This is a genomic window from Bradyrhizobium sp. BRP22, assembly GCF_020194175.1.
Classification (GTDB): domain Bacteria; phylum Pseudomonadota; class Alphaproteobacteria; order Rhizobiales; family Xanthobacteraceae; genus Bradyrhizobium.
This window is the reverse complement of record NZ_JADYVX010000037.1, coordinates 13459-36909: the sequence shown is the minus strand read 5'-3', so window position 1 is coordinate 36909 and position 23451 is coordinate 13459. Positions and strand designations below refer to the sequence as shown.

The 23451-nt window shown below is 65.2% G+C and carries 20 protein-coding genes; 10 read left to right on the top strand and 10 right to left on the bottom strand.

The window, feature by feature from the left end; translation table 11 throughout:
* The first annotated feature begins 63 nt into the window (after window positions 1-63).
* Together I6F35_RS32245 and I6F35_RS32240 are read left to right on the top strand one after the other, a co-directional pair.
* Entirely contained in the window at window positions 64-846 is a 783-nt protein-coding gene (locus tag I6F35_RS32245; RefSeq protein WP_225121669.1) for a DUF502 domain-containing protein, read from the top strand.
* Between the two features lie 91 nt (window positions 847-937).
* Window positions 938-1792, top strand: coding sequence for an NAD(P)-dependent oxidoreductase (locus I6F35_RS32240; RefSeq protein ID WP_225121668.1), 855 nt, complete (start codon window positions 938-940; stop codon window positions 1790-1792).
* Window positions 1793-1898: 106 nt separating this feature from the next.
* Here I6F35_RS32240 and recG read toward each other — a convergent pair whose 3' ends face one another.
* Window positions 1899-4007 (bottom strand): ATP-dependent DNA helicase RecG, encoded by a 2109-nt coding sequence (recG, locus tag I6F35_RS32235; protein WP_225121667.1) that lies wholly within the window; start codon window positions 4005-4007, stop codon window positions 1899-1901.
* A 161-nt stretch (window positions 4008-4168) separates the two neighbouring features.
* Between recG and I6F35_RS32230 the strand changes: the two genes are divergently transcribed.
* The 3 genes from I6F35_RS32230 (at window position 4169) to I6F35_RS32220 (ending at window position 8569) form a co-directional block, all read left to right on the top strand.
* Entirely contained in the window at window positions 4169-4453 is a 285-nt protein-coding gene (locus I6F35_RS32230) for a succinate dehydrogenase assembly factor 2 (protein WP_225121666.1), read from the top strand.
* A complete protein-coding gene (gene mfd / locus I6F35_RS32225; RefSeq protein WP_225121665.1) occupies window positions 4450-7968 on the top strand; it encodes a transcription-repair coupling factor in 3519 nt (1172 codons plus the stop codon). The genes I6F35_RS32230 and mfd overlap by 4 nt, the downstream gene beginning before the upstream one ends.
* 157 nt (window positions 7969-8125) lie before the next feature.
* Window positions 8126-8569 (top strand): hypothetical protein, encoded by a 444-nt coding sequence (locus I6F35_RS32220; protein WP_225121664.1) that lies wholly within the window; start codon window positions 8126-8128, stop codon window positions 8567-8569.
* Here the strand turns inward: I6F35_RS32220 and I6F35_RS32215 are convergent.
* The 6 genes from I6F35_RS32215 to I6F35_RS32185 form a co-directional block, all read right to left on the bottom strand.
* Window positions 8563-9216: a helix-turn-helix transcriptional regulator gene (locus I6F35_RS32215; protein WP_225121663.1), complete on the bottom strand. Its 654-nt coding sequence runs from the start codon at window positions 9214-9216 to the stop codon at window positions 8563-8565. The two genes, I6F35_RS32220 and I6F35_RS32215, sit on opposite strands and share 7 nt — an antisense overlap.
* Window positions 9217-9528: 312 nt before the next feature.
* Window positions 9529-9756 (bottom strand): hypothetical protein, encoded by a 228-nt coding sequence (locus tag I6F35_RS32205; protein WP_225121661.1) that lies wholly within the window; start codon window positions 9754-9756, stop codon window positions 9529-9531.
* Window positions 9757-9926: 170 nt separating this feature from the next.
* On the bottom strand, window positions 9927-10109 hold the full coding sequence (locus I6F35_RS32200) for a hypothetical protein (protein ID WP_225121711.1): 183 nt from the start codon (window positions 10107-10109) through the stop codon (window positions 9927-9929).
* Between the two features lie 126 nt (window positions 10110-10235).
* A complete protein-coding gene (locus I6F35_RS32195) occupies window positions 10236-11462 on the bottom strand; it encodes a GGDEF domain-containing protein (RefSeq protein ID WP_225121660.1) in 1227 nt (408 codons plus the stop codon).
* An 86-nt stretch (window positions 11463-11548) separates the two neighbouring features.
* Window positions 11549-13051 (bottom strand): class I adenylate-forming enzyme family protein, encoded by a 1503-nt coding sequence (locus tag I6F35_RS32190; RefSeq protein WP_225121659.1) that lies wholly within the window; start codon window positions 13049-13051, stop codon window positions 11549-11551.
* Window positions 13052-13081: 30 nt separating this feature from the next.
* Window positions 13082-14797: an extracellular solute-binding protein gene (locus I6F35_RS32185; RefSeq protein ID WP_225121709.1), complete on the bottom strand. Its 1716-nt coding sequence runs from the start codon at window positions 14795-14797 to the stop codon at window positions 13082-13084.
* Between the two features lie 378 nt (window positions 14798-15175).
* On the opposite strand from I6F35_RS32185, the gene I6F35_RS32180 reads away from it, so the two are divergent.
* Window positions 15176-16003, top strand: coding sequence for an invasion associated locus B family protein (locus I6F35_RS32180; RefSeq protein ID WP_225121658.1), 828 nt, complete (start codon window positions 15176-15178; stop codon window positions 16001-16003).
* A gap of 111 nt (window positions 16004-16114) precedes the next feature.
* Here I6F35_RS32180 and hspQ read toward each other — a convergent pair whose 3' ends face one another.
* Window positions 16115-16447 (bottom strand): heat shock protein HspQ, encoded by a 333-nt coding sequence (hspQ, locus tag I6F35_RS32175; protein ID WP_225121657.1) that lies wholly within the window; start codon window positions 16445-16447, stop codon window positions 16115-16117.
* Between the two features lie 118 nt (window positions 16448-16565).
* Here hspQ and I6F35_RS32170 point away from each other — a divergent pair, with 118 nt between their 5' ends.
* Window positions 16566-17519 carry an AEC family transporter gene (locus I6F35_RS32170; RefSeq protein ID WP_225121656.1) on the top strand — a complete coding sequence of 318 codons (954 nt, stop codon included), beginning with the start codon at window positions 16566-16568 and terminating at the stop codon, window positions 17517-17519.
* Between the two features lie 6 nt (window positions 17520-17525).
* Here the strand turns inward: I6F35_RS32170 and I6F35_RS32165 are convergent, their stop codons facing one another.
* A complete protein-coding gene (locus I6F35_RS32165; RefSeq protein WP_225121655.1) occupies window positions 17526-18716 on the bottom strand; it encodes a UbiH/UbiF family hydroxylase in 1191 nt (396 codons plus the stop codon).
* Window positions 18717-18850: 134 nt separating this feature from the next.
* On the opposite strand from I6F35_RS32165, the gene pcsA reads away from it, so the two are divergent.
* The 3 genes from pcsA (at window position 18851) to I6F35_RS32150 (ending at window position 21367) form a co-directional block, all read left to right on the top strand.
* Window positions 18851-19591: a phosphatidylcholine synthase gene (pcsA, locus tag I6F35_RS32160; RefSeq protein WP_225121654.1), complete on the top strand. Its 741-nt coding sequence runs from the start codon at window positions 18851-18853 to the stop codon at window positions 19589-19591.
* A complete protein-coding gene (locus tag I6F35_RS32155) occupies window positions 19588-20331 on the top strand; it encodes a TerC family protein (protein WP_225121653.1) in 744 nt (247 codons plus the stop codon). The genes pcsA and I6F35_RS32155 overlap by 4 nt, the downstream gene beginning before the upstream one ends.
* A gap of 61 nt (window positions 20332-20392) precedes the next feature.
* Complete coding sequence (locus I6F35_RS32150) at window positions 20393-21367, top strand: quinone oxidoreductase (RefSeq protein ID WP_225121652.1); 975 nt, start codon at window positions 20393-20395, stop codon at window positions 21365-21367.
* A gap of 875 nt (window positions 21368-22242) precedes the next feature.
* Here the strand turns inward: I6F35_RS32150 and I6F35_RS32145 are convergent.
* On the bottom strand, window positions 22243-23439 hold the full coding sequence (locus I6F35_RS32145) for an acetylornithine transaminase (RefSeq protein ID WP_225121651.1): 1197 nt from the start codon (window positions 23437-23439) through the stop codon (window positions 22243-22245).
* Window positions 23440-23451: the final 12 nt, after the last annotated feature.

Below are 23451 nucleotides of genomic sequence, written 5' to 3'. Positions count from 1 at the left end.
CAAAAACCTGCTAGGATGGCTTAGCTGGCAGATTCTGGCTGCGCCTCGCGACCTGGAACCCTAATGAGCCCCGACAAATCGCCTCCGATCCCGCCCCCGGACGAACCCTCGGCAGACGACCCGCGCGGCCTGATGGCCCGCTTCCGAAACTATTTCCTGACCGGGCTGGTCGTTACGGGGCCGGTAGCCATCACGCTGTATCTGACCTGGTGGTTCGTGACCTGGGTCGACGGCCTGGTGCGGCCATTCGTGCCTTCGGCCTATCGTCCCGAAACCTATCTGCCGTTCGGCGTGCCCGGTTCCGGGCTGGTGGTTGCGGTGGTCGCGCTGACGCTGCTCGGCTTCCTCACCGCCAATCTGATCGGGCGGACGCTGGTCGATCTCGGCGAGCGGCTGCTTGGCCGGATCCCGGCGGTGCGCGCGATCTATCGTGGCCTCAAGCAGGTGTTCGAGACGCTGTTCTCGGGCAACGGATCGAGCTTCCGCCGCGTCGGCCTGGTCGAATTTCCCTCGCCGGGCATGTGGTCGATCGTCCTGATCTCGCAATCGCCGAGCGCCAACATCGCAGCGAGCCTTCCAGGGCAGGAGGAGCACATCTCGGTGTTCCTGCCATGCTCGCCGAACCCGACTACCGGCTTCTTCTTCTACGTGCCGAAGAGCAAGATCATCGAGGTCGAGATGACCGCCGAGGACGCCGCGACATTGATCATGTCCGCCGGCGTCGTGCAGCCCGGCTCCGGCGATGCAAAGCGCGTCGCTGCGCTCGCCGGGGTGGCCAACGCCGCCCGGATCGCCAACTCCGCCTCCACGCTGCAGACCAAGCCCGCGCCTGCAAAAGTGGAATAGGGCTCTCCTGATTTTGAAGGTGAGGCGAACTCGTGTTCGCCGGCGGATCGTTCTACAAAGTGCGATCTGCCCGAACCCTTCAGGATCCATCATGTCCAATACGATCGCGATCCTCGCGCCAGGCGCCATGGGCAGCGCGGTGGCGCAACGCCTGGCCGAGCATGGCGCACGCGTCCTGACTTCGCTCGGCAGACGGAGCGAAGCGAGCGTCAAACGAGCCGCTGCCGCCGGCATGGTCGCGGCTGACGACGCAGATATTGCCGGTGCAGATATCATCCTTTCGATCGTGCCGCCCGCGGAGGCGATCGCGCTGGCCGAAAAGCTGGCCGCCGATATCGTGAAATACCGGACCACGCCTGTCGTCGTCGATTGCAACGCCGTCAACGTCGAGACGGTGCAGAAAGTCGGCGAGGTTATTGCTTCCTCCGGCGCGCGCTTTGTCGACGGCGCGATCATCGGCTTGCCGCCGAAACCGGGCAGTGGCGGGCCGGCGTTTTATGTCTCCGGCGAGCATGCGCCAGACGTCGCCGTGCTGAAGCAGCTCGGCCTCGATTTGCGCGTGGTCGAAGGACCCATCGGCGCGGCGTCCGCGCTGAAAATGTCGTATGCCGGCATCAACAAGGGATTGACAGCCGTCGGCGCCGCCATGGTGCTGGCGGCCACGCGCGCGGGCGCCGCCGAGGCGTTGCGCGACGAACTGGCGCTGAGCCAGCCGCATATCCTGGCGCGGCTCGGCAATGCGCTGCCGGACATGGTGCCGAAGGCCTACCGCTGGGTCGCCGAGATGCGCGAGATCGCGGCGTTCCTTGGCCCCGATCATCCAGCGGGTCTCGTCTACGAGGGATTCGCCAGGCTGTTCGAGCACATCGCCGCCGACGCCAACGGCGCGGGCACGGACGTGGCGAAGCTGAAAGCATTCGCCGAGAGCTGCAAGAAGAAGGACTAAGGCGCATCCCCGTCATTGCGAGGAGCGAAGCGACGAAGCAATCCATCTCTCCGAACGCGCGGTGACAATGGATTGCTTCGCTGACGCTCGCAATGACGGAGGTGCGTCAGCCCGCGCCGATCAGCGGGATCGCTTCGTCGCGTTCGAAGAGATAGAGCAGGCAGCGCAGGGCTTCGCCGCGCTCGCCTTTCAGCTTGGGATTATCCTTCATGGTGCGCAGCGCCTCCTCGCGGGCCTGCGCGATCAACTGGCCGTGCACCTCGGGCCGCGCGATACGGTAGCCGGGCAGGCCGCTCTGGCGGATGCCGAGCACGTCGCCTTCGCCGCGCAGGTTCAGGTCCTCCTCGGCGATGCGGAAGCCGTCGGTGGTTTCGCGGATCACTTTCAGCCGCGCTTTGGCGATCTCGCCGAGCGGCTCCTGGTAGAGCAGCAGGCAGGTCGAAGCTTCGGAGCCGCGCCCGATCCGGCCGCGCAATTGATGCAGTTGCGCAAGCCCGAAACGTTCGGCGTTCTCGATCACCATGATGCTCGCCGCCGGCACGTCGACGCCGACCTCGACCACCGTGGTGGCGACCAGCAGCGTGATCTCATGCGCGGCGAATTGCGCCATCACGGCGTCCTTCTCCGCGCCCTTCATCTGGCCGTGGACCAGGCCGACGCGGTCGCCAAAACGCTTCTGCAGGCTTTCGAACCGTTTGGTCGCGTTGGTGAGATGCTCGGTGCCTTCGGCTTCGGATTCCTCCACCAGCGGGCAAATCCAGTAGACCAGCTTGCCGGCCTTCAGCGCGCGGCCGACGGCGTCGATGACATCGCTGATGCGGCTCGCCGGTACGGTGCGGGTGTCGATCGGCTGGCGGCCCGCCGGTTTCTCGCGCAGTTCGGAGATGTCCATGTCGCCGAAATAGGTGAGCACCAGCGTGCGCGGGATCGGCGTAGCGCTGAGCACCAGCACGTCGACAGCTTCGCCTTTCGATGTCAGCGCCAGCCGCTCGCGGACGCCGAAGCGATGCTGCTCATCGACGATCGCAAGCGCCAGCGACTTGAAGATCACGTCGTCCTGGATCAGCGCATGCGTGCCGACCAACAGGTCAATCTCGCCGGCCTCGAGCCGGGCGAGCAGTTCGCGCCGCTCCTTGCCCTTCTCGCGTCCGGTGAGGATCGCGACACGAAGACCGGCGCGCTCGGCAAGCGGGGCGATGGTCTTGATGTGCTGCCGCGCCAGGATTTCGGTCGGCGCCATCAGCGCGGCCTGCTTGCCGACTTCGGCGACGGCGGCGGCCGCGAGCAGCGCCACGACGGTCTTGCCGGACCCGACGTCGCCCTGCAGCAGGCGCAGCATGCGCACCGGCTGGCGCAGATCTTCCGCGATCGCCGCCATTGCGTCGCGCTGCGAGGCGGTCAGGGCATAGGGCAGCGCGTCGATGATCCTGTGGCGCAGATGGCCATCGCCGGCATTGCGGTCGCCGGCAGGGCGGCGGAGCTGCGCGCGGATCAGCGCCAGCGCCAATTGCCCGGCGAGCAGCTCGTCGAATGCGAGGCGCGACCAGAACAGGCCGTCAGGCAGGATGTCGGTCAGTTCGGCCGGCACATGGACGCGCTGCAGCGCTTCGGCGATCGGCGGAAAGCTGCAGCGGCGCAGCACCTCAGGGCTGATCCATTCCGGCAATGCGGGGAGCTTCTGCAGCGCCTGCGCGATCGCGCGGCGGAGCGAGCCGATCGCAAGCCCTTCGGTCAGCGGATAGACCGGATCGATACCGGAAAGTTTTGCAAAGCCTTCCTCATCGACGACGCGGTCGGGATGCACGATCTGCGGGATGCCGTCATACATCTGCAAGGTGCCGGAGACGTAGCGCTTGGCGCCGACCGGAAGAAGCTTTTCGACATAGCCCGGCTGCGCGCGGAAGAAAGTCAGCACGACGTCGCCGGTGTCGTCGCTGGCATAGACGAGATAGGGCGCGCGCGAACTGCGCGGAGGGGCGGGGCGATGGCGGTCGATGGTCACCTCCAGGGTCACCACCGTGCCCGGAACCGCGTCGCGGATCTTCGGCCGCGCGCGGCGGTCGATCACGCTTGCGGGCAGATGCAGCAGGAGATCGACCAGCCGCGGCGTCTCGCTGCGGTCGAGCAGATAGCGTAACAGCTTATCCTGCTTCGGCCCGACGCCCGACAGGCTCGTGACCGGCGCAAACAGGGGATTGAGCAGGGCAGGGCGCATCGGTGCATCCGTCATCACGCAGCCGCGTGTCGTCAAGCCCGGCAATGACGCGGGCAGTTGATAAATCCGGGAACAAGAAGGGCTGACATTCGTCAAGTCAGTCGCTATATCACCCCCGCCCGGCACGTCCGGGCTTTTGGCGTTCGGATGGATTTGGCGACATGACGGGAACGACACGGTCGAGCGGCGGGCTCGACAACCGCCGCAAGCGGCTATTGTTTCGCTGCTGGCATCGTGGCACCCGCGAGATGGACCTCATCCTCGGCCGCTTCGCAGACGCCGAAATCGGCAATCTCTCGGACACCGAACTGTCCGAACTGGAGCACCTGCTCGAGTTGCCCGATCCCGACCTTTATGCCGCGCTGACCGGCGACAGGCCGCTGGAAGGGACCGGCGCGCTGTTTGCCCGCATCAAGGCGTTTCGCGCGGTGGAACACGACGTATGAAGCAACAAGTCAAATCGCCCGCCGCACTGCTGGCCCCCGGCCGCGCGGTGACCTTTGCCAATGTCGCCGAGGGGGCAGAGGGGCTGGTCATCGCCGATCTCGCGCGCGCGATCGCGGCGAAGCCGAAGCGGCCGGCGGTCAGCCTTGCCGTGGTGTGCCGCGACGGGCCGCGGATGCAGCAGCTTGCCCGCGCGCTGGAGTTCTTCGCGCCCGATCTGGCCGTGATGCAGTTCCCGGCCTGGGATTGCCAGCCCTATGACCGCGTCTCGCCGCATGGCGGCATCCTGGCGCAGCGTCTGACCACGCTGGCGCGATTGTCGCGGCTTGCCGGCAGTGACAAGCCGCTGATCGTGCTGACGACCGTGAACGCCATCGTCCAGCGGGTGCCCGCGCGCGAGGTGGTGGCGGCGCAGGCGCTGTCGGTTGCGCCGGGCCACGTCGTGCCGATGGATTCGATCGTCGCCTGGCTCGAGCACAATGGCTATATGCGGTCGTCAACCGTGCGCGAGCCCGGCGAATATGCGGTGCGCGGCGGCATTCTCGATTTGTTTCCCGCCGGGCTCGACCAGCCCGTGCGGTTCGATTTCTTCGGCGACTCGCTGGAGTCGATCCGCACCTTCGATGCCGAGACCCAGCGTACGCTCCTGGACATGCGTGGGCTCGACCTCGTTCCGGTTTCGGAATTCCAGCTCACCACGGAGACCATCCGCCGCTTCCGCATGGGCTATGTCGCCGCTTTCGGCGCGCCGGAGCGCGATGACGCGCTCTATGAGGCCGTCACCGAAGGCCGCCGCCATCCCGGCATGGAGCACTGGCTGCCGCTGTTCCAGGAGCGGATGGACACGCTGTTCGACTATCTCGATGACGCACCTGTTGCAATCGAGCCGCAGGGCGAGGACGCCGCGCGCGAACGCTTCAAGCAGATCATTGACTATTACGATGCCCGCCGCGAGGCGATGGAGCATCCCGGTGGCGGCGCGATCTACAAGCCATTGCCGCCGGACCGGCTCTATCTGACCGAAGCGGAATGGACCAAGCTGTTGAATGACGGCGCGCTGGCGCGGCTGACGCCGTTCGCCGTGCCGGAAGGCAGCACCGAGGTGTTCGATGCGGGAGCGCGGCAGGGTCGCAATTTCGCGCCGGAACGCGCCGATACCTCGGTCAACGTGTTCCAGGCTGTGGTCGCCCATGTGCAGGCCCTGCAGGCCCAGCGCAAGAAGGTCGTGATCGCGCTGTGGAGCGAAGGCTCGCGCGACCGCATGGGCTCGATGCTGAGCGACCACAGGCTGCACAACGTCACCAACGTCAATACCTGGCGCATGGTGCAGGCCACCCCGCGCAACGAGGCGATGCTCGCCGTGCTCGGCATGGAATCGGGCTTCGAGACCGACGATGTCGCCGTCATCAGCGAGCAGGACATCCTGGGCGACCGCCTGGTGCGGCCGCGCAAGGCGCATCGCAAGCTCGACAACTTCATCTCGGAAGTCACGAGCCTGTCGGCCGGCGATCTCGTCGTCCATGTCGAGCACGGCATCGGCCGCTTCGTTGGCCTGCAGACGCTCGAAGTTTCCGGCGCACCGCATGATTGTCTCGAATTGCACTATGCGGCGGAGACAAAGCTCTTCCTGCCGGTCGAGAACATCGAGCTGTTGTCACGTTACGGCTCCGACGGCGCCAATGTCGAGCTCGATCGCCTCGGCGGCACGGGCTGGCAGGCGCGCAAGGCGAAGCTGAAGAACCGCATCCGCGAGATTGCGGGCGAATTGATCAAGATCGCCGCGGAGCGGATGCTGCATGAAGCGCCGAAGATGCCGGTGCAGCCGCATGTCTATGACGAGTTCTGCGCGCGCTTCCCCTATGAGGAGACCGAGGACCAGCTCGGCGCGATCACTTCCACGCTGAAGGATCTGGAAAGCGGCCGTCCCATGGACCGGCTGATCTGCGGCGACGTCGGCTTCGGCAAGACCGAAGTGGCGCTGCGCGCGGCGTTTGCGGTCGCGCTCGACGGCAAACAGGTCGCGGTCGTGGTGCCGACCACGCTGCTGGCACGCCAGCACAGCAAGACCTTTGCCGAGCGTTTCCGCGGCTTCCCGGTCAACGTCGCCCAAGCCTCGCGGCTGATCCCGGCGAAGGAGCTGACGCAGGTCAAGAAGGGGCTCGCTGACGGCAGCGTCGATGTCGTCGTGGGTACCCACGCGCTGCTCGGCAAGTCGATCAAGTTCAAGGACCTCGGCCTCCTGATCGTCGACGAGGAACAGCATTTCGGCGTCGGCCACAAGGAACGGCTGAAGCAATTGCGGGCGCAGGTCCATGTGCTGACGCTGTCGGCGACGCCGATCCCGCGGACGCTGCAACTGGCGCTGACCGGCGTGCGCGAGCTCTCGATCATTGCCTCGCCCCCGGTCGACCGGCTCGCGGTGCGCACCTTCGTTGCGCCGCATGATCCCCTGATGATCCGCGAGGCGCTCTTGCGCGAGCGCTATCGCGGCGGGCAGGCGTTCTATGTGGTGCCGCGGATCGAAGATCTCGCGAGCGTGAAGGATTTCCTGGACAAAAACGTGCCGGAGATGAAGGTCGCGGTCGCGCACGGCCAGATGCCGCCGACCGTGATCGAGGACATCATGTCCGCGTTCTACGACGGCAAGTACGACATCCTGCTGTCGACCACGATCGTCGAGTCCGGGCTGGATATCCCCAATGCCAACACGCTGATCGTGCACCGCGCCGACATGTTCGGCCTTGCCCAGCTCTATCAGCTCCGCGGCCGGGTCGGGCGCTCGAAGCTGCGCGCCTACGCGCTGTTCACGCTGCCGGCGCAGCAGAAGATCACGCCGCAGGCGGAGCGGCGGCTCAAGGTGCTGCAATCGCTGGAAACGCTCGGCGCGGGCTTTCAGCTCGCCTCCCACGACCTCGACATCCGCGGCGCCGGCAACCTGCTCGGCGAGGAGCAGTCCGGCCACATCAAGGAAGTCGGCTTCGAGCTTTATCAGTCGATGCTGGAGGAGGCGATCGTCAATCTCAAGGCCGGCGTCGCCGAGCCCGCCGCCGACCGCTGGTCGCCGCAGATCACGATCGGCATGCCCGTGCTCATTCCCGAGGATTACGTCAACGATCTCGCGGTGCGGCTGTCGCTGTACCGGCGGCTCGCCGATCTCGACACCGAGGAGGAGATCGACAATTTCGCGGCCGAGATGCGCGACCGCTTCGGCGTGCTGCCGGACGAGGTGCGCTATCTGTTCAAGGTGGCCACGATCAAGGCCTATTGCCGTAGAGCCAATGCCGAGAAGGTCGACGCCGGTCCAAAGGGCGCCGTGATCTCGTTCCGCGACAATGCCTTTGCCCAGCCCGACCGCCTGGTTGCCTTCATCCGCCAGCATGGCCAGGCCGCGAAGGTGCGCCCCGACATGAAGGTCGTGTTCTTCCAGGAATGGAAGACTCCGGAAGAACGGCTTGCAGGCACAACGGAAATCCTGCGGCAATTGGCCAATCTCGCCGAGGACAAGAAGGCGGCATAGGATCGCGCTTGGCGGTTCGTGATCTCAATGTTTTGAGACAATGGCGCCCTGTTAAGATTACTGCTTAACTACCAGTTAACTGTGTGTTTGCCGGCGCATTGGCGTCGGCCTAGCGTGCGCCGAGTGCGGCTCCGTAACCGGCGAGTTGGTGCGTACCATGAGCTATCGAATGTTCGGCGCGTTGATCGCGTCTGTCGGCGCAGCAGCGCTCCTGTTCGCTGCGAACGATGCATCCGCGAGGTCGGGAGGAGCACCGCGCGCGGGAGTTGCTTCGGCTCCGCCCGTTGCGCGTCCATCGGTCGGCCCTGCGTTCCGGCCACATCGGCGAGGCTTTGTTGGCGTTGGTGGCTTCTGGCCGGGCGCAGCGGGTTATCTCGACGCGCCGACGGCTCGCGAAGCCATCGCCGAGGTTCCGCAATCTGTCTCCGGCGATTTCCGCTACACCTACACCTATGATGTTCCCTGGGATTGGGCCCATCGCTACCCGCCGATGGTCGCTCCTTCCGATCGTCCCTACGTGTCGAGTTGCCCCGCCGAGACCGTGACAGTGCCCGGGCGCGGCGGCGGAGAGCACACCGTCAACATCACGCGCTGCTACTGACGAAGACGATCAGGGCTGCGCCGGCCGCCCCACGCCTCAAGGCCAAGCTTCCATAACGGCGGCAGATCGGCGAAAGGTGGCGTGGTGTGCGCGATGACGATGGCCGCACGGCGGCTGTCAGAATCGATCTTGCTGTTGATCGCTTTGATATGCGCCTTGATCGCGTCGACCCCGACGTCGAGGATGCCTGCGATCTCGTCGTTCGACTTGCACGGCGCAATCCACGACGCCACCTCGATCTGGCGCGGCGTCAGCGAAGGGAACGCCAGCCGCGACCGATCGGCCGGAGTAAGCTTTGCGAGCGGGTTCATCTCGACGCCAACGGCTTCAATGAGATCGGCGCCGGCATCACACCAGTTTCCGACTGACCACGGCATGCGGCTTGGCAGCCGCGCCCAAAGCGGTCCAACATATGTCGACCGTTCCGATGCGTTGACGTGGGACTTTGAAGAAGGGACTGACAAATGCTCTTCAAGGGTCAGTGTCACTGCGGTGCCATTCGTGTCGAGCTGACGACCGACCGGCAGCCGAGTGAGCAGGTGATTGGCGCATGCCAATGTTCGTTTTGCCGCAAGCACAATGCCAGGGCTTTCTCCGATCCCAAGGCGCAGGTGACATTGACGGCTGCCGATCCGCAGCAGCTTCAACGCTACTCGTTCGGCCTTAAGACCTCCGATCAAATCATCTGCCGACGGTGCGGCGTCTATGTTGCAATGACCTTGACCGTCGACGGCCGGGTGTGGAGCGTCGTCAACGTCGATACTCTCGATGACCGTGCACTGTTCACGCGCGCGCCCGAGGCACGCGATTACAGCGCCGAGGATCGCGAGGGACGCATCGCCAGGAGAATGGCTCGGTGGTGTCCGACGAAGCTCGTTGGCTGGCCTGCGCCTGCTTCTGTGTAGGCGAGGAGGCTTGCTCCGCGTCAAGAGCGGCGGCGCGTGCGAGGTTGTTTCAACTCAGACGGCGGCTCCAGCCAGCAGGAAAGCGCCGCCGAGCGCGACCAGCACAAGTCCGGGCCAGTTCGATTTGAATTCGAAGCCGCTGCCCGGCCTTTCAGGTTCTAGCGTGTCGCGCCCGGAGCGAAGCCGCCTTCCGCCGCTCAATCGGCCGCGCCAGATTGGCTGAAAGGCCATCTGGAGCACGCCGCCGAAAACAAGGAGCACGCCAAGCCATATGAGGGTCATGCTCGTCTCCATCAGTGAATGCCGAGAGCTTGCTCCGCCGAAACCGACGTTCGTTCGATGTCTGGCCGGTGCACTCGGGATTGGAAGAGCCGTCGGATCCGGCAGCGTGCCGCATGTAGGGGATCACGCTCTCCAAAATCTCGGGCTATGCCAATCCTGAAGCCTGCTGCTTAGCCTTCGTCCGGCTCGCGCACGACCGGCGGTTCGTCGGCTCCGTTCTCTTCGTCGTCTTGGTCGTCGTCCTCGTCCTCTTCGTCGTCATCAGGATCTCGGGGCGGCATCGTGTTGCCCATGATCGCAAAGACACGCCATTCGATCCTGGTGGGAACTACCTCTCGGATTTGTAGGGTCATGTTGTCGCTCCTCGCATGTGACCCCGGGGGCCTATTTTACCCCTTTTTCGGAGTGCGGTCACAAGCGGGATTGGAGGCCGCGCCGACGTCCAGAATGGCCCAAAAGCCGCATTTCGCGGTGCACCGCTACGACGCCGCGCGATGGGCCTCGTCATGTAGCCGCGCGAGCAGCGATTTCGCCGTATCGCTCGGCAGCAGCGTTGCGACGCTCACGCTGGGATCAGCGCGCATGTCCCGCTTGCCGTGGCTGGTGTGGCGCATGACGCTGGAGAGGCGCCGCGCGATCGCGTGCGCATTGCGCAGGTCGGCGCCGGCGAAGGCGACGATGACCGATCCGTCGTCCTGGGCCGCGCCGAAATCCATCTGCCGCATCAGGCGGCTGATGATACGCGCGCCATCGAACTGCGCGCGGGGATGAGCGGGATCGAAGGCGAAGCGGGCCACGCTCAACGCGCCGCCGCGCTCGACGGTCTGATAGACGGCGGTCGCGAAATCGCGTTCGAAGGCGGTACGGGTGAGCAGGCCGGTGCGCGCATCGATCAGGCCCTCGGCATCGATAGCGCGCAGCGTCCGGCTCAAATGCACTTCGAACGCATGCTGGCGCACCAGGGGCAGCGCGATCGCGGCGACATCGGCGGGCTCGCCCGCGACCAGCTCGAGATGCGGCAAGTCATAGCTCGGAGCGAGCCCGTCCGGCGTCACCACGACCGGGAGGTTGCGAAAGCGCGCGTCCTCAGCGAGCACCGTGAGGAAAGCATCGATTACCCGCAGCGTGAATCCTTCGCCGAGCACGATGCCGTCAACGTCGCGGGAATTGAGATGCTTGGCGGCCGCCTCGATGCTGAGCGCGCCGACCACGCCGCAGCGCTCGCCCAGCACGACCGAGAGCGCCGGGTAGGCGCCGCCGCGGCCGATCAGCAGCACGGTCGCGTCGCGGCTGGTATCGATATCCGAAAGCAGGATCGGCGAGGGCGGCACCAGCCGGCGCATCACGGTGGAATGCAGCGAGCGGATGCGCAGCACCGCGTTGAGACGCGCGAGCAGGCGGCTGGAATGTCCCTGGGCGTGAAAGAACGGAATGGCATTGTCGGGCAACGCCACCTCCGGATCGACGGCGACCAGCGGCAGATAGGGCTGGCGCGGCCCGACCGCCGCGGCCAGTTCAGCAAGTCCAGCTTCGTCTGCGGTCGAAGCCGCAGCGATCACGGCGGCCGGCTGCACCTGGGCAATGGCACGCGCGGCATCGGCCCATGTGGTCTCGACCACTGGAAACAGCCTGGCCTCATCGAGCGCGCGCGCAAAGGCCGGCCGACCCGTGGTCGAGGCAATCAGGATCGGGCCTTGCTGGGGCATTTGGCAACTCGGATCGGGCGGAAGCTTTGGCCGCGATGCTAGTTGCCGCCGCTTAATGCAGCGTCAACGCTGCGCGCCGGGTTCGCCTAGATGCCGCCGGTCCGATCGCGAAAGGCTTCGACCATCAATGGGTTGAGACCGAGTTCTGCCATGGCGTTGCGGGCGCGTGCATTGTCCTGCGCGCGCCCGGCAAGGCGATGGCCGGCGAGGCGGTCGGGCAGCGCGGTGAGCAGCGCGCCCTGTCCGAGCCGGCGCGACCATTCCTGCAGGTCGTTGGCGAGAAAGCGGTAACCGCCCACCGCCATGATGCCGGACGGCGGGGCAGTGATATTGATGGCACCAGTCGAACGGTCGAGCCGCGCAGCATATTCGGTATCGACGTAATCGCGTGGCGCAGGCTCGATCAACGAGTCGTTCGGCCGTTGTGGTGGCGCATAGGCCGCAGCCGGTACCATCGGCCCGCGCAGACCGAGCGTTCCCGTGGGCGTCAGCAGGATCTCGCCGGCAATCGAGGTGCCCGGGACATCGCGCGGGGCGCCATGCGGGCCTGGCGTGATCGGCGCCGGCGAGCCGTCCTCGGCAGTCCGGCGCGCGCCGAACAGACCAGCTTCGCCAAACAGATAGACGTCCGTCAACGTCGCCCGCTGGGCGATCCAGGATGCGCTGGAAGCGATCTGTTCGGGCGCCCGCCACAGCCCGATCACGTTTCGCAAGCTCGGCATGCTGGCGTCGAGGTCGAGTTCGGCCAGTCGCAGCGCCAGAGGCGCCGGCGCAACCAGCGTGTCGCAGGCATGATCGTTGATCTGGGTCTGCAGCACCTCTTCATCGAACGGGTGGTGCAGCACCAAGGTGCCGCCGGTGAGCAGCCAGACCGCAAGCGAAGACGCTAGGCCTGCGAAGGACATCGGGGCAAAAGTTGACATGATGGTTGCGCCCTGCGGCACGTCGCTCTCCAGCGACATCGCAAGTCCGCCGGCGATCAGGGCGAAATGCGCGCGCGGCACCGGGCGAAAGCCATCGGCGGTCACATCGAAGGAGATCAGCGAGGCCTTGCGGCCGTCCTGGATCACCGACCGCGTGGTCGCGGATTCCCGCAAGATGGCCTGGTCGAGCGAGGCCATGCCTTCGGGAAGGTCGCTGCCGAACCCGCAGACATGACGGATCGAGAACGCCTCCGCCGCCGCGTTCATCGCGACGTCGGCATACATGACGCCGTCGATCCGGCTTGTCGTCACGATCGCGCGCGCCGCGGTGCGGTTCAGTGCAGCGGTGAGCTCGGCGTGGCGCCAGAGCAGCGGCATCGGCGCGACCACGAGGCCGCAGCGATGGGCGGCCAGTACCGTCAAGGCGAACTCGACCGTGTTCGGCAATTGCACCGCCAGCACGGAATTGGCCGGCAACCCCGCTTCGATGAAGTGCGCTGCGATCGCCGAGATCGCGCGGTCGGCCTGCGCATAGGTCAATCGCTTGCGCGTCTGGCCGGTGATGCGCTCCTTGTTGAGCGGATCGACCAGCGCCAGCGCGTCCGGCTGCCGCGCCAGCACGCGCTTGAACAGCGAATCGAGCGTGGGCGAAGCGGGCTGGGTCACGGGGTCAATGTCGGTTGCATCGGCAGGCGGCTACTTCGGTTGCGGCTCTGGCTTCTGCCACCAGGTTTCCGGCAGGTAGCCGGTCAGGGCAGTGCGCTCCGGCCGTTCTATCCGATTCCAGCGCGCGATCCATTGCTCCGCGACGTTAAACACCGGAATAGCGTAGAAGCCGGACATCAGCGTGCGGTCCAGCGCCCGTACCGCCGAAACGAAGGCGGGGCGTTCCCGCGCCTCCAAAAGCGCGGCGATCAGGGCGTCGATGGCGGGATCCTTGGCGCCCATGTAATTCCTGGTACCGGGAATGTCGGCGGCCTGGCTGCCCCAATAGAACGACTGCTCGTTGCCGGGCGAGAGTGATTGATCCCAGCGATTCTGGAGCATGTCGAACTCATAGCCGAGCCGGCGCTGATCGAACTGGACCGGATCCACCGCGCGCACCCGCGCCTCGATGCCGGCACGCTTGAGGTCACGCTGGTAGGCGAGCGCGATCCGTTCCTGGTCGCGGGTCGTCACCAGGATCTCGAAGGCAAACGGGGCCTTGGTCGCGCGGTTGCGGAGCACCGTGCCATTGAGTTCGTAGCCTGCCTCCGACAGCAGCGCGAGAGCGCTACGAAGCGCCGCGCGGTCGCGGCCCGAGCCGTCGCTGACCGGCAGGTGATAACTGCCGTCGAGAATGTCCGGCGCAACATGTGCGCTCGCCCGCTGCAGCAATTCTCGTTCGCGTTCGTCGGCGGGGCGGCCATAGGCGGAGAGTTCCGAGCCGGCGAAGAAGCTGCCGCTGCGGGCATAGAGGCCAAAGAAGTAATTGCGGTTGATCCATTCGAAATCGAACAGGAGCGTCAGCGCCTTCCGCACGCGGACGTCTGCAAACAGCGGACGGCGGGTGTTGAACACCAGGAATTCGGAAGGCTGCGGCATCCCGGTCTTGATAGTGTCGCGGATCACCTCGCCGTCGCGGGCGGCGGGAAAATCATAGCCTTCGTGCCAGCGCAGAGGCTCGGCCTCGAGGCGGAAATCATAGAGGCCGCGCTTGAAGGCTTCGAACTGGCCATTGGCCTCGCGGTAGAAATCGAGCCGGATCTCGTCGAAATTGTAGAGCCCGCGATTGACCGGGAGATCGCGGCCCCAATAATCCGGATTGCGCACCAGCGCGACGCTCGCGCCCGGCTTCACCGCGCCGACGCGATAAGGACCCGAGCCGATCGGGCCGGTCATCGTGGTGTCCTCGAAGGTTGAGGGATCGACCGCGTGTTTCGGCAATACCGGCATCAGTCCGAGGATCAGCGGCAGTTCGCGGTCATTGGCGCCTGAGAGGTCGAAGCGCACGGTGAGCGGGTCGGGAGAATCGGCCTTCGCGACCTTCGCATAATACTGCCGATGGTTGGGACGGCCGTGGTCGCGCAACAGCGCCCAGGAGAACAGCACGTCCTCGGCCCTGACCGGCTTGCCGTCGGAAAAGCGGGCGCGGGGATCGAGATGGAAGGTGACATAGCTTCTCGCATCGTCGGTCTCGACCGTCCTGGCGAGCAGGCCGTAGAGCGTGAACGGCTCGTCATTGCCCCGCGCCAGCAGGCTCTCGACGACGAAGCCCCTGATCTGCTGCACGGCGAGGCCCCGAACGATCAGCGGGTTCAGGCTGTCGAAGGTCCCGAGAATGCCCCAGGTCAGCCGGCCGCCCTTGGGTGCATCGGGATTGGCGTAGGGCATATGGCTGAAATCGGCGGGCAGGGCAGGCACACCGTGCATGGCGATGGCGTAGCTTTCCGCCGCGCGCACCGGGGTTGTCCCGACCACTGCGAGGGCGATGCCGAAACCCAGCGCGGCGAGGGCGCCACGCCGAAATGCAACCCAGGAAACGCGCCGAGGAACGCGTCGATCTGATTCGCGAAATTTCACGGAACGAGCTTTATCACAGGACCTTGCAACTCGCCGTGACGTTGGGGCAAACATGCTTGTCGGCATTGATCTTTTCGTCTGCCGCTGTATTGAAGGCGTGCAATTGACCAGAGCGGCAACGCCTGTCACGTATCCGCCTCAATTGACTAGGAGACAGCCGCCCCAAACGGCTAGGTGTCGGTGCCTGCTGCGGTTTCGGGCGCCGCCGTTGAGAAAGGGTTTTCCGCAATGAATTTCCGTATCTTGGCCGCGTCGGCACGGCCGCGTGGGCGAATTTTCGCCGCCTTGACAGCGACAGCACTGTCCGCCGCCGTGCTTGTTCCCGAGGCGGGAGCCCAGCAGCCGGCGGCCCCGGCTGCGCCGGCGGCACCGAAGGCCGCGCCCAAGGCGGCGCCGAAGGCTGCCCCCAAGGCGCCCGCGCCGGCAGCCCAGGGCCAGCCGCCCGCGCAGGGCGCGCCGGCCGCGCAAGGCCAGCCGCAGCAGCCACCCCAGGATCAGCAGGTCCAGCTGATCTATGCGCCCTGGACCAAGTTCTGCCTCAAGGGCCAGGATGCCAACGCCAAGCAGGTCTGCTTCACGGGCAAGGACGGCCGCATCGAGTCCGGCCAGCCGGTGATCGCCGCCGTGATCATCGAGCCTGAGGGTGAGCCGAAGAAGATCCTGCGCGTGACGCTGCCGCTCGGCATGCAGCTCGTGCATGGCACCCGCATCATCGTCGACAACAACCCGCCGCAGCAGGCGCCCTATGTGATCTGCTTCGCCAATGGCTGCATGTCAGATTATGAAGCGACCCCCGAGTTGCTCAACAATTTGAAGAAGGGCCAGAACCTGGTGGTGCAGGCGATCAACGCCAACGGCGCGCCGCTGACGCTGCCGCTGCCGCTTGTGAACGAGTTCGCCAAAGCCTATGACGGCCCGCCGACCGACCCGAAGGTGTTCGAGGAGAACCAGAAGAAGCTGCAGGAAGAGCTGCAGAAGCGCGCGGAAGAGGCCCGCAAGAAGCTCGAGGCCAATCCGCCGGCGACGGGTGTTTCCAACGCGCCTCCGGCGAAGTAACGGCAGGGTTCTGCGAATGAACAAAAGGCGCTCCGGGAGGAGCGCCTTTTTGTTACAGAAGACATCCAATCCGCTTTGCCGCGGTGCAGTACGGCATCTACGGTGCGCGAGCTAGTTCAGCGAGGGGTTGCGCGGGCGGTAGCCGCCGGATTTGTCCTGAATGAAGATCTCGGCCACCTGGGAGTGTCGGATCGGTTCGCCGGAATTGTCGGGCAAAAGGTTCTGCTCGGAGACGTAGGCGACGTATTCGGTCTCCGCATTCTCGGCGAGCAGGTGATAGAAGGGCTGGTCCTTGTTCGGTCGCACCTCTTCCGGGATCGACAGCCACCATTCCTCGGTGTTGTTGAACTCCGGATCGATGTCGAAGATCACCCCCCGGAAGGAGAACACCCGGTGGCGGACGATCTGCCCAATCTGGAACTTGGCGGTACGCGCTTTTATCATAGCTCGTCGATAGACCATGATCGCGGCCGATGCTAGGGGCAAGCGCGCGAATTAACCTTTCGCTGCCTGCCCGATTTTCCGGCATTTCCTCTGGAAAACCCTCGAAGAGACGCCTTCCGTGGTCGACGTCCTCAATCTTGCGCTGCCGTATTTCGGCCTGATCTTCATCGGTTTCGCCTGCGGAAAAGCCAAGGCCCTGCCCGAATCCGGGCTCGCCTGGATGAATTTCTTCCTGCTCTACGTCTCCCTGCCGGCACTGCTGTTCGGCATCATGTCGAAGACGCCGTTCTCGGAGCTCAACAATCCTCCGTTCCTCATTGCGACCACGCTCGGAACAGTGCTCGCCTTCTTCCTGGCCATGCTGGTCGCCAAGTTGTTGGGGCGGCTGTCGCTGCGGGAGGCGACGCTCGCGGGGCTCTCCGGCGCCTACGGCAATATCGGCTACATGGGCCCGGGCCTGGCGCTCGCAGTGCTGGGGCCGAAGGCGGCGGCGCCGACCGCGCTGATCTTCTGCTGCGACAGCATCTTCCTGTTCTCGATCGTGCCGCTGTTGATCGAACTGACGGACCGCGACCATCCGTCGCTCCTGCATGCGCTCGGGGTGGTCGCGCGCCAGATCGTGCTGAACCCGCTGATCATGGCCGCGTGCTTCGGTGCGCTCGCCGCCGGCCTGCACCTGCGTTTTCCGGTTGCGCTGGATAACACGCTATTGTTCCTGCAGAACGCGGCGGCGCCGGTGGCGCTGTTCGTGCTCGGCGTCACGGTGGCGCTGCGGCCGCTCGATCGGATTCCGTGGGACGTGCCGGGCGTGATTGCCGTCAAGCTCCTGATCCATCCGCTGCTCGCGTTCGGTTTGATGCTGCTGTTCGGCCCCTTCGCGCAGCCTTGGGCCGCGACCGCGGTGCTGATGGCCTCGCTGCCGCCGGCGTTGAATGTATTTGTCATCGCGCGGCAGAACGACAGCTGGGTCAAGCCGGCCTCGGTTGCCGTGCTGCTCGGCACGTTTGCCTCGGTGGTGACGCTCACCAGCGTGATGTGGTTGCTGCAGACGGGACGGCTGAGTTTTCCGTAGGAGAGCTCAGCCGACTTGCCGCCATGACGGCGCGAGCCCCTCGCGCATGGCGAGCCGCCGCAGCGGGCCGATCGATCCGATCAGATGCATGCCGGCGGCGCGGATCGACTGCATGGGGAGGAAATCGCTGAGCAAGGAGCGGTTGGCGAGATCGATGACGAAGGTCCGGCTCAGGACATCGCTCCGCCGCGCCGAGTGGTAGCGCGCCAACACCTGCGGCGAGCCGGGGTCCTCGCCATGCGCGAGCGCTTCGCCGGCGAGCCTGGCGATATCGGTGGCATCACGCAGCCCCAGGTTAAGACCCTGCGCCCCGATCGGCGGCACCACATGGGCGGATTCGCCGACCAGCGCGATCCGGTTCCTGGCGAACTGCCTGGGCTGTTCGATCGCGAGTGGAAACAGATTGCGCCCAGGTTCAACCTCGACGCGGCCGAAAATCGAATGCGACTGCTTCTCGGCGGACTCGGACAGCTCCGCATCGGTGAGCGCCATCAGCCGCTCGGCTTCCGCGGTCGAGCAAACCCAGACCACGCTGCAGCGGTTGCCGGGCAGGGGCACGAATACGACCGGGCCCTGCGGCGTGTGGAATTCGGTCGAGATGTTCTTGTGCGGGCGGGCGTGGGTGAGGTTGAAGGTCACGGCCGACTGCTTGAGGTCGCGTCGGCTGATTTCGATGCCGGCCGCCTCGCGCGACTGCGACTGCCGTCCGTCGGCGCCGATCACCAGCCGCGCCGCCAGCGGCTCGCCCCGGCCGGACCGGATCGTGACGATGGCTTCTTCCGGATTGATGATCTCGGCCTCGTCATCGAAGCGCGTCAGACCGGGCAGTTCCGCTGCACGTTGTTCCAGCGCCGCGATCAACGAGCGGTTGTCGACGTTGAAGCCGAACTGCTCGAGGCCGATCTCATCCGAAGCAAATCTCACCTCGGGCGCCCGGATCAGGCGCCCGGTATCATCGACCAGCCGCATCACCTTCAGCGCTGCGGCCTTGTCGGCCAGCCGCCGCCAGACATCCAGCCGCTCGAGCAGGTCGACGGAGGCGCCGAGCAGCGCCGTGGTGCGGTTGTCGGCATAGGACGCGCGGCGGGCGAGCAGGGCGGTCTTCGCCCCGGCATCCGCAAGCGCGATCGCGGCGGTCAGCCCTGCGGGGCCGCCGCCGATGACCACTGCGTCATAGACATGCGGTGCATCGTTCATGTCGGGACATTTGACGGGATTGGCGGCATTTTCAAGCCGTCAAATTCGCTAAAATCTTTCCACCGATTTGCGCGGCGGAACGCCGCAAGCGCCGATATGCAAACATGGTCGATTCCTGATAGCACTGCCCGGCGATGGAGATCGACCAGACCAGCCAGCCAGCTACGTTTCCGGCATCGCTGCGGATGCGGATGGCGGCATTCTCCGTGCACATCTTCACGGCGATGGGGGCGGGCGTTGCGCTGCTCGCACTGATGGAGGCGGTGCGCGAGCACTGGGCCAATATGTTCGGCTGGCTCGGGGTGGCGCTGGTCATCGATGCGATCGACGGTCCGATCGCGCGCAGGCTCGACGTGGTGCGGCTGCAGCCGAACTGGTCCGGCGAGGTGCTCGACCTCGTCGTTGATTTCGTCACTTATGTCTTCGTTCCCGCCTACGCGATCACCGCCAGTCATTTGCTGCTGCCGCTGGCGGCGCCGATCCTCGGCATCGGCATCGTGATCTCGAGCGCGCTGTATTTCGCGGACCGCCGGATGAAGGCCGCCGACAATCATTTCCGCGGCTTTCCGGGCCTGTGGAACGCAGTGGCATTTTATCTGTTCCTCCTGCACCTGCCGCCAGTGTGGTCGAGTCTTGCCGTGGCGATCCTGATCGCGCTCACTTTCGCGCCCTTCCACGTGCTGCATCCGGTGCGCGTGGCGCGGTTGCGCTGGCTGACGCTGTGGCTGATGGCCGCCGGCGCGGTGCTGGCGCTGTACACGCTTGCCTGCGACTTCGATGTCGGCGCGCCGATCGTCGTGGCGCTCTGCGCGATCGCCGCCTATGTCGTCGGCAGCGACGCCGTCATCCGGTTGATAAGGTCACTCAGAACATGATCGAACTGTTGGCCAGCCCGGAAGCCTGGGCGGCACTCCTCACATTGACCGCGCTGGAAATCGTGCTCGGCATCGACAACGTGATCTTCCTGTCGGTGCTGGTCTCCCGCATCCCGCCGCAACAGGCCAAGCGCGCGCGGCAGATCGGATTGTTCCTGGCGCTTGTGTTCCGCATCCTGCTGCTCAGCCTTCTGGTCTGGCTGATCGGCTTGACGGAGCCGGTGATCACGGTGATGGAGCTCGCGCTGTCCTGGCGCGATATCATCCTGATCGGCGGCGGGCTGTTCCTGATCGCAAAGGCGACGCATGAGATCCATGGCGAAGTCGAAGCACGCGAGGGCGAGGAACAGGCCACGTCCGGCGGCAGCGCGTTCTTCTGGGTGATCGTCCAGATCATCATCATCGACATGGTGTTCTCGCTGGACTCGATCATCACCGCGATCGGCATGTCGCAGCACCTCGAGATCATGATCGCGGCGGTCGTGATCGCCTGTATCGTGATGTACGTCTCGTCGGGTCCGGTGGCGCGCTTTGTCGCGGAGCATCCGACCACCAAGATGCTGGCGCTGGCGTTCCTGGTGTTGATCGGCGTGGCGCTGGTCGCCGACGGTTTCCACTTCCACATCCCACGCGGTTACATCTATTTTGCGATGGCGTTCGCAGCCGCGGTGGAGACGTTCAACGTGCTGGCGAGGCGCAACCGGAAGAAGACGAAGCAGCCGATCCGGACCGCGAGTTGACAACTGGGCGCCGATGGCTTTCGGTTCGCTGGCAACCAAATAGTTGAGGGGAGAGCCCGACATGACCAAGGCCGTGCGCGTGCACAAGGTGGGAGGCCCGGAAGTCCTCACTTACGAGGATGTCGAGGTGCCGGCGCCCGCCGCGGGCGAGGTGCGGATCCGCCAGCACGCGATCGGGCTCAACTTCATCGACGTCTATTTCCGCACCGGTCTCTACAAGGCACCCGGTCTTCCCTTCATCGCCGGCAACGAGGCGGCAGGCGAAGTGGTTGCGGTCGGACCTGGCGTGACCAATTTCCACCCCGGAGACCGCGTCGCCTATTATTTCAATCTCGGCGGCTATGCCACCGAGCGCGTCATCCCGGCCGACAAGGTGGTGAAGTTGCCCGACCACATCACCTATGAGCAGGGCGCCGTGCTGATGCTGAAGGGGCTGACGGTCTGGTACCTCCTGCACAAGACCTTCAAGGTGGAGCCGCACCACCGCGTGCTGATCCACGCGGCCGCCGGCGGCATCGGATTGCTTGCCTGCCAATGGGCGCGTGCGATGGGTGCGCACGTGATCGGCACGGTCGGCTCGAAGGCGAAGGCCGATCTTGCGCTCGCCAATGGCTGCGATCACGTCATCCTCTACAATGAGGAGGATTTTGTCGCGCGGGTGAAGCAGATCAGCCGCGGCGAACTCTGCGACGTGGTCTATGACGGCGTGGGCAAGACCACGTTTCCGGGCTCGCTGTCGTGCCTGAAGCCGCGCGGCCTGTTCGTGAGCTTCGGCAATGCGTCCGGCCCGGTGCCGCCGTTCGCGCTCGCCGAACTCAACAACCACGGCTCGCTGTTTGCGACCCGGCCCAAGCTCAACGACTATGTCGCCACCCGGAAGGAATTGCTCGAAGGCGCCGACACGCTGTTTGCCGCCGTGATCAACGGCAAGCTGCACGTGCCGATCAACCATGCCTACGCGCTGAAGGATGCCGCGCGGGCGCATATCGATCTGGAGAGCCGCGCGACCACAGGCGCGTCGATCCTGAGGCCATAGCTCTCCGCCGTCATTGCTTCGCTGCGCTCGCAATGACGGCCGAGCGTCTCTGATTCAAATGTCAAACAGCTTTCCGCTGTCATCGTCCGGCTTGACCGGACGATCCAGTATCCGGAGGCGGCAGTGCTTGAATCGAGAGGCCGCCGGATACTGGATGCCCCGCCGGAGCCTGTCATCGGGCGGCGCGTACGCGCCGACCCGTTGGCGGGGCATGACCGTGGAGTCGGGGAGAAGATGTGAGGTCGCGTTCTCGCGGCGCGTTACGCCCGAGCTTTGCGTGTCCTTTCACCCTCTCGACATCAGAGGGCGCAGGGAAAGCCGGGTGCTGGTTGCACCCGTGGGCCCCGTGCAGCAAAAAGCACGGGGGTAGGGCCACAGGTTCAACCGATTCACACCGGCTTTCCCTGCACGATGGTTTACGGCTTACTTCGTGCTCTTCTCGGTGACCGGGCTTTCTTGCCACCGTCGCCCGCAGATCATCTCTACGAACTTAGCGCCAGCGTCGGGGCGCCAGAACCACACGACTTCGCCGTCCGCGAGTGCCACGCTCGTCAGTCGTGCCACTCTCGTCCACCGCATCCCACCGCAACGTTCGTGACGATCGCGAGCCGCCCCTCATCCGCCGTGAGACGCGCGGAGTTAAATCACTGATTTGCCCGACGACGGAAGCGGAATGTTTTTTCTGTGAGGGGTAGACAGACTTTCGACTGATTTGCCCGTCGGGTTGTTATGTCGCACCCAAAGTAACCACATTGTCATTGCGTGCGGAGCGACTCGTCCGCCGTAGCCCAACGAGCGAAGGCGGAAGCAATCGATAGCGCCGCGAGCGGAGGGATGGATTGCTACCTCGCATTGCTCCTCGCAATGACGGTGGCTTACGCCACCCGCCGCGCGGCGCCAGCCTGCGTCAGGATCGCATCGAGCGTTTCAATCATCTCGGCGATCTCGGCCCGCGACACGTTGAGCGCGGGCATGAAGCGCAGCGCGTCGGGTTGCGGCGAGTTGATCAAGAGGCCCTTCGAGAACGCCTGCGCTACGATGGCGGTGCCGATCGGCAGTTTCAGATCGAGCGCCAGGAGCAGCCCACGGCCGCGCACTTCGCCGAGCCCATGTCGTGCCGAGAGCCGCTGCAACTCGCTTTCCAGGAACAGGCCGGCATCGGTCACCGACTTCAGGAATTCCGGCTTGCCGACCTGTTCGAGCACGGCAAGCCCCACGGCGCACATCAACGGATTGCCGTTGAAGGTGCCGCCCTGGTCGCCATGCTCGAAGCAGGCCGCGTGCTCGGTCGCAAGCAGGGCGGCCAGCGGCACGCCGCCGCCGATGCCCTTGCCGAGCGTCATGATGTCGGGTGCGATGCCGGCGTGTTCGTAGTGGAAGAGTTTTCCGGTGCGGCCCATGCCGGTCTGGATCTCGTCGAGGATCAGGAGCAGACCGTGCTCGCCGGTCAGCGCGCGCAATTCCTTCAGGAATTGATCGGTCGCCGGCCAGACGCCGGCCTCGCCCTGGATCGGCTCCAGCATCACGGCAACCGTATTCGATGAAATCAATTCCTTCACCGATACGATGTCGTTGAGGCGAGCCTTGCGGAAGCCTGGCACCTTCGGCTCGAACAGCGGTTCGAATGCCTTCTTGCCGGAAGCCGACATGGTCGCCAGCGTTCGGCCGTGAAAGCCGCCTTCGAAGGTGACGATCTCGAAAGCGCCGTTCTTGTGCTTTGCGCCGTATTTGCGCGCAAGCTTGATTGCGCCTTCATTGGCTTCCGCGCCGGAATTGGCGAAGAACACCTGGTCGAAGCCGCTCTGCTCGACAAGCGCATTGGCAAGCTTGAGACTTGGTTCGTTGTAGAAGGCCGGGCTCGGGGTCAGGAGGCATTTCGCCTGCGCAGCAAGCGCGTCCGCGACCGCGCGCGGCGAATGGCCGAGGCAGTTGACGGCCCAGCCCTGCATGAAATCGAGATAGCGGCGGCCAGCGTCGTCCCAGAGGTAGGAGCCTTCGCCGCGGACAAACACGGTCTTCGGGCGCGCGGTGATGTCCATCAGCGCGTCATACGGATAGATGGCGTCAGGCATGTCAGGCTCCTT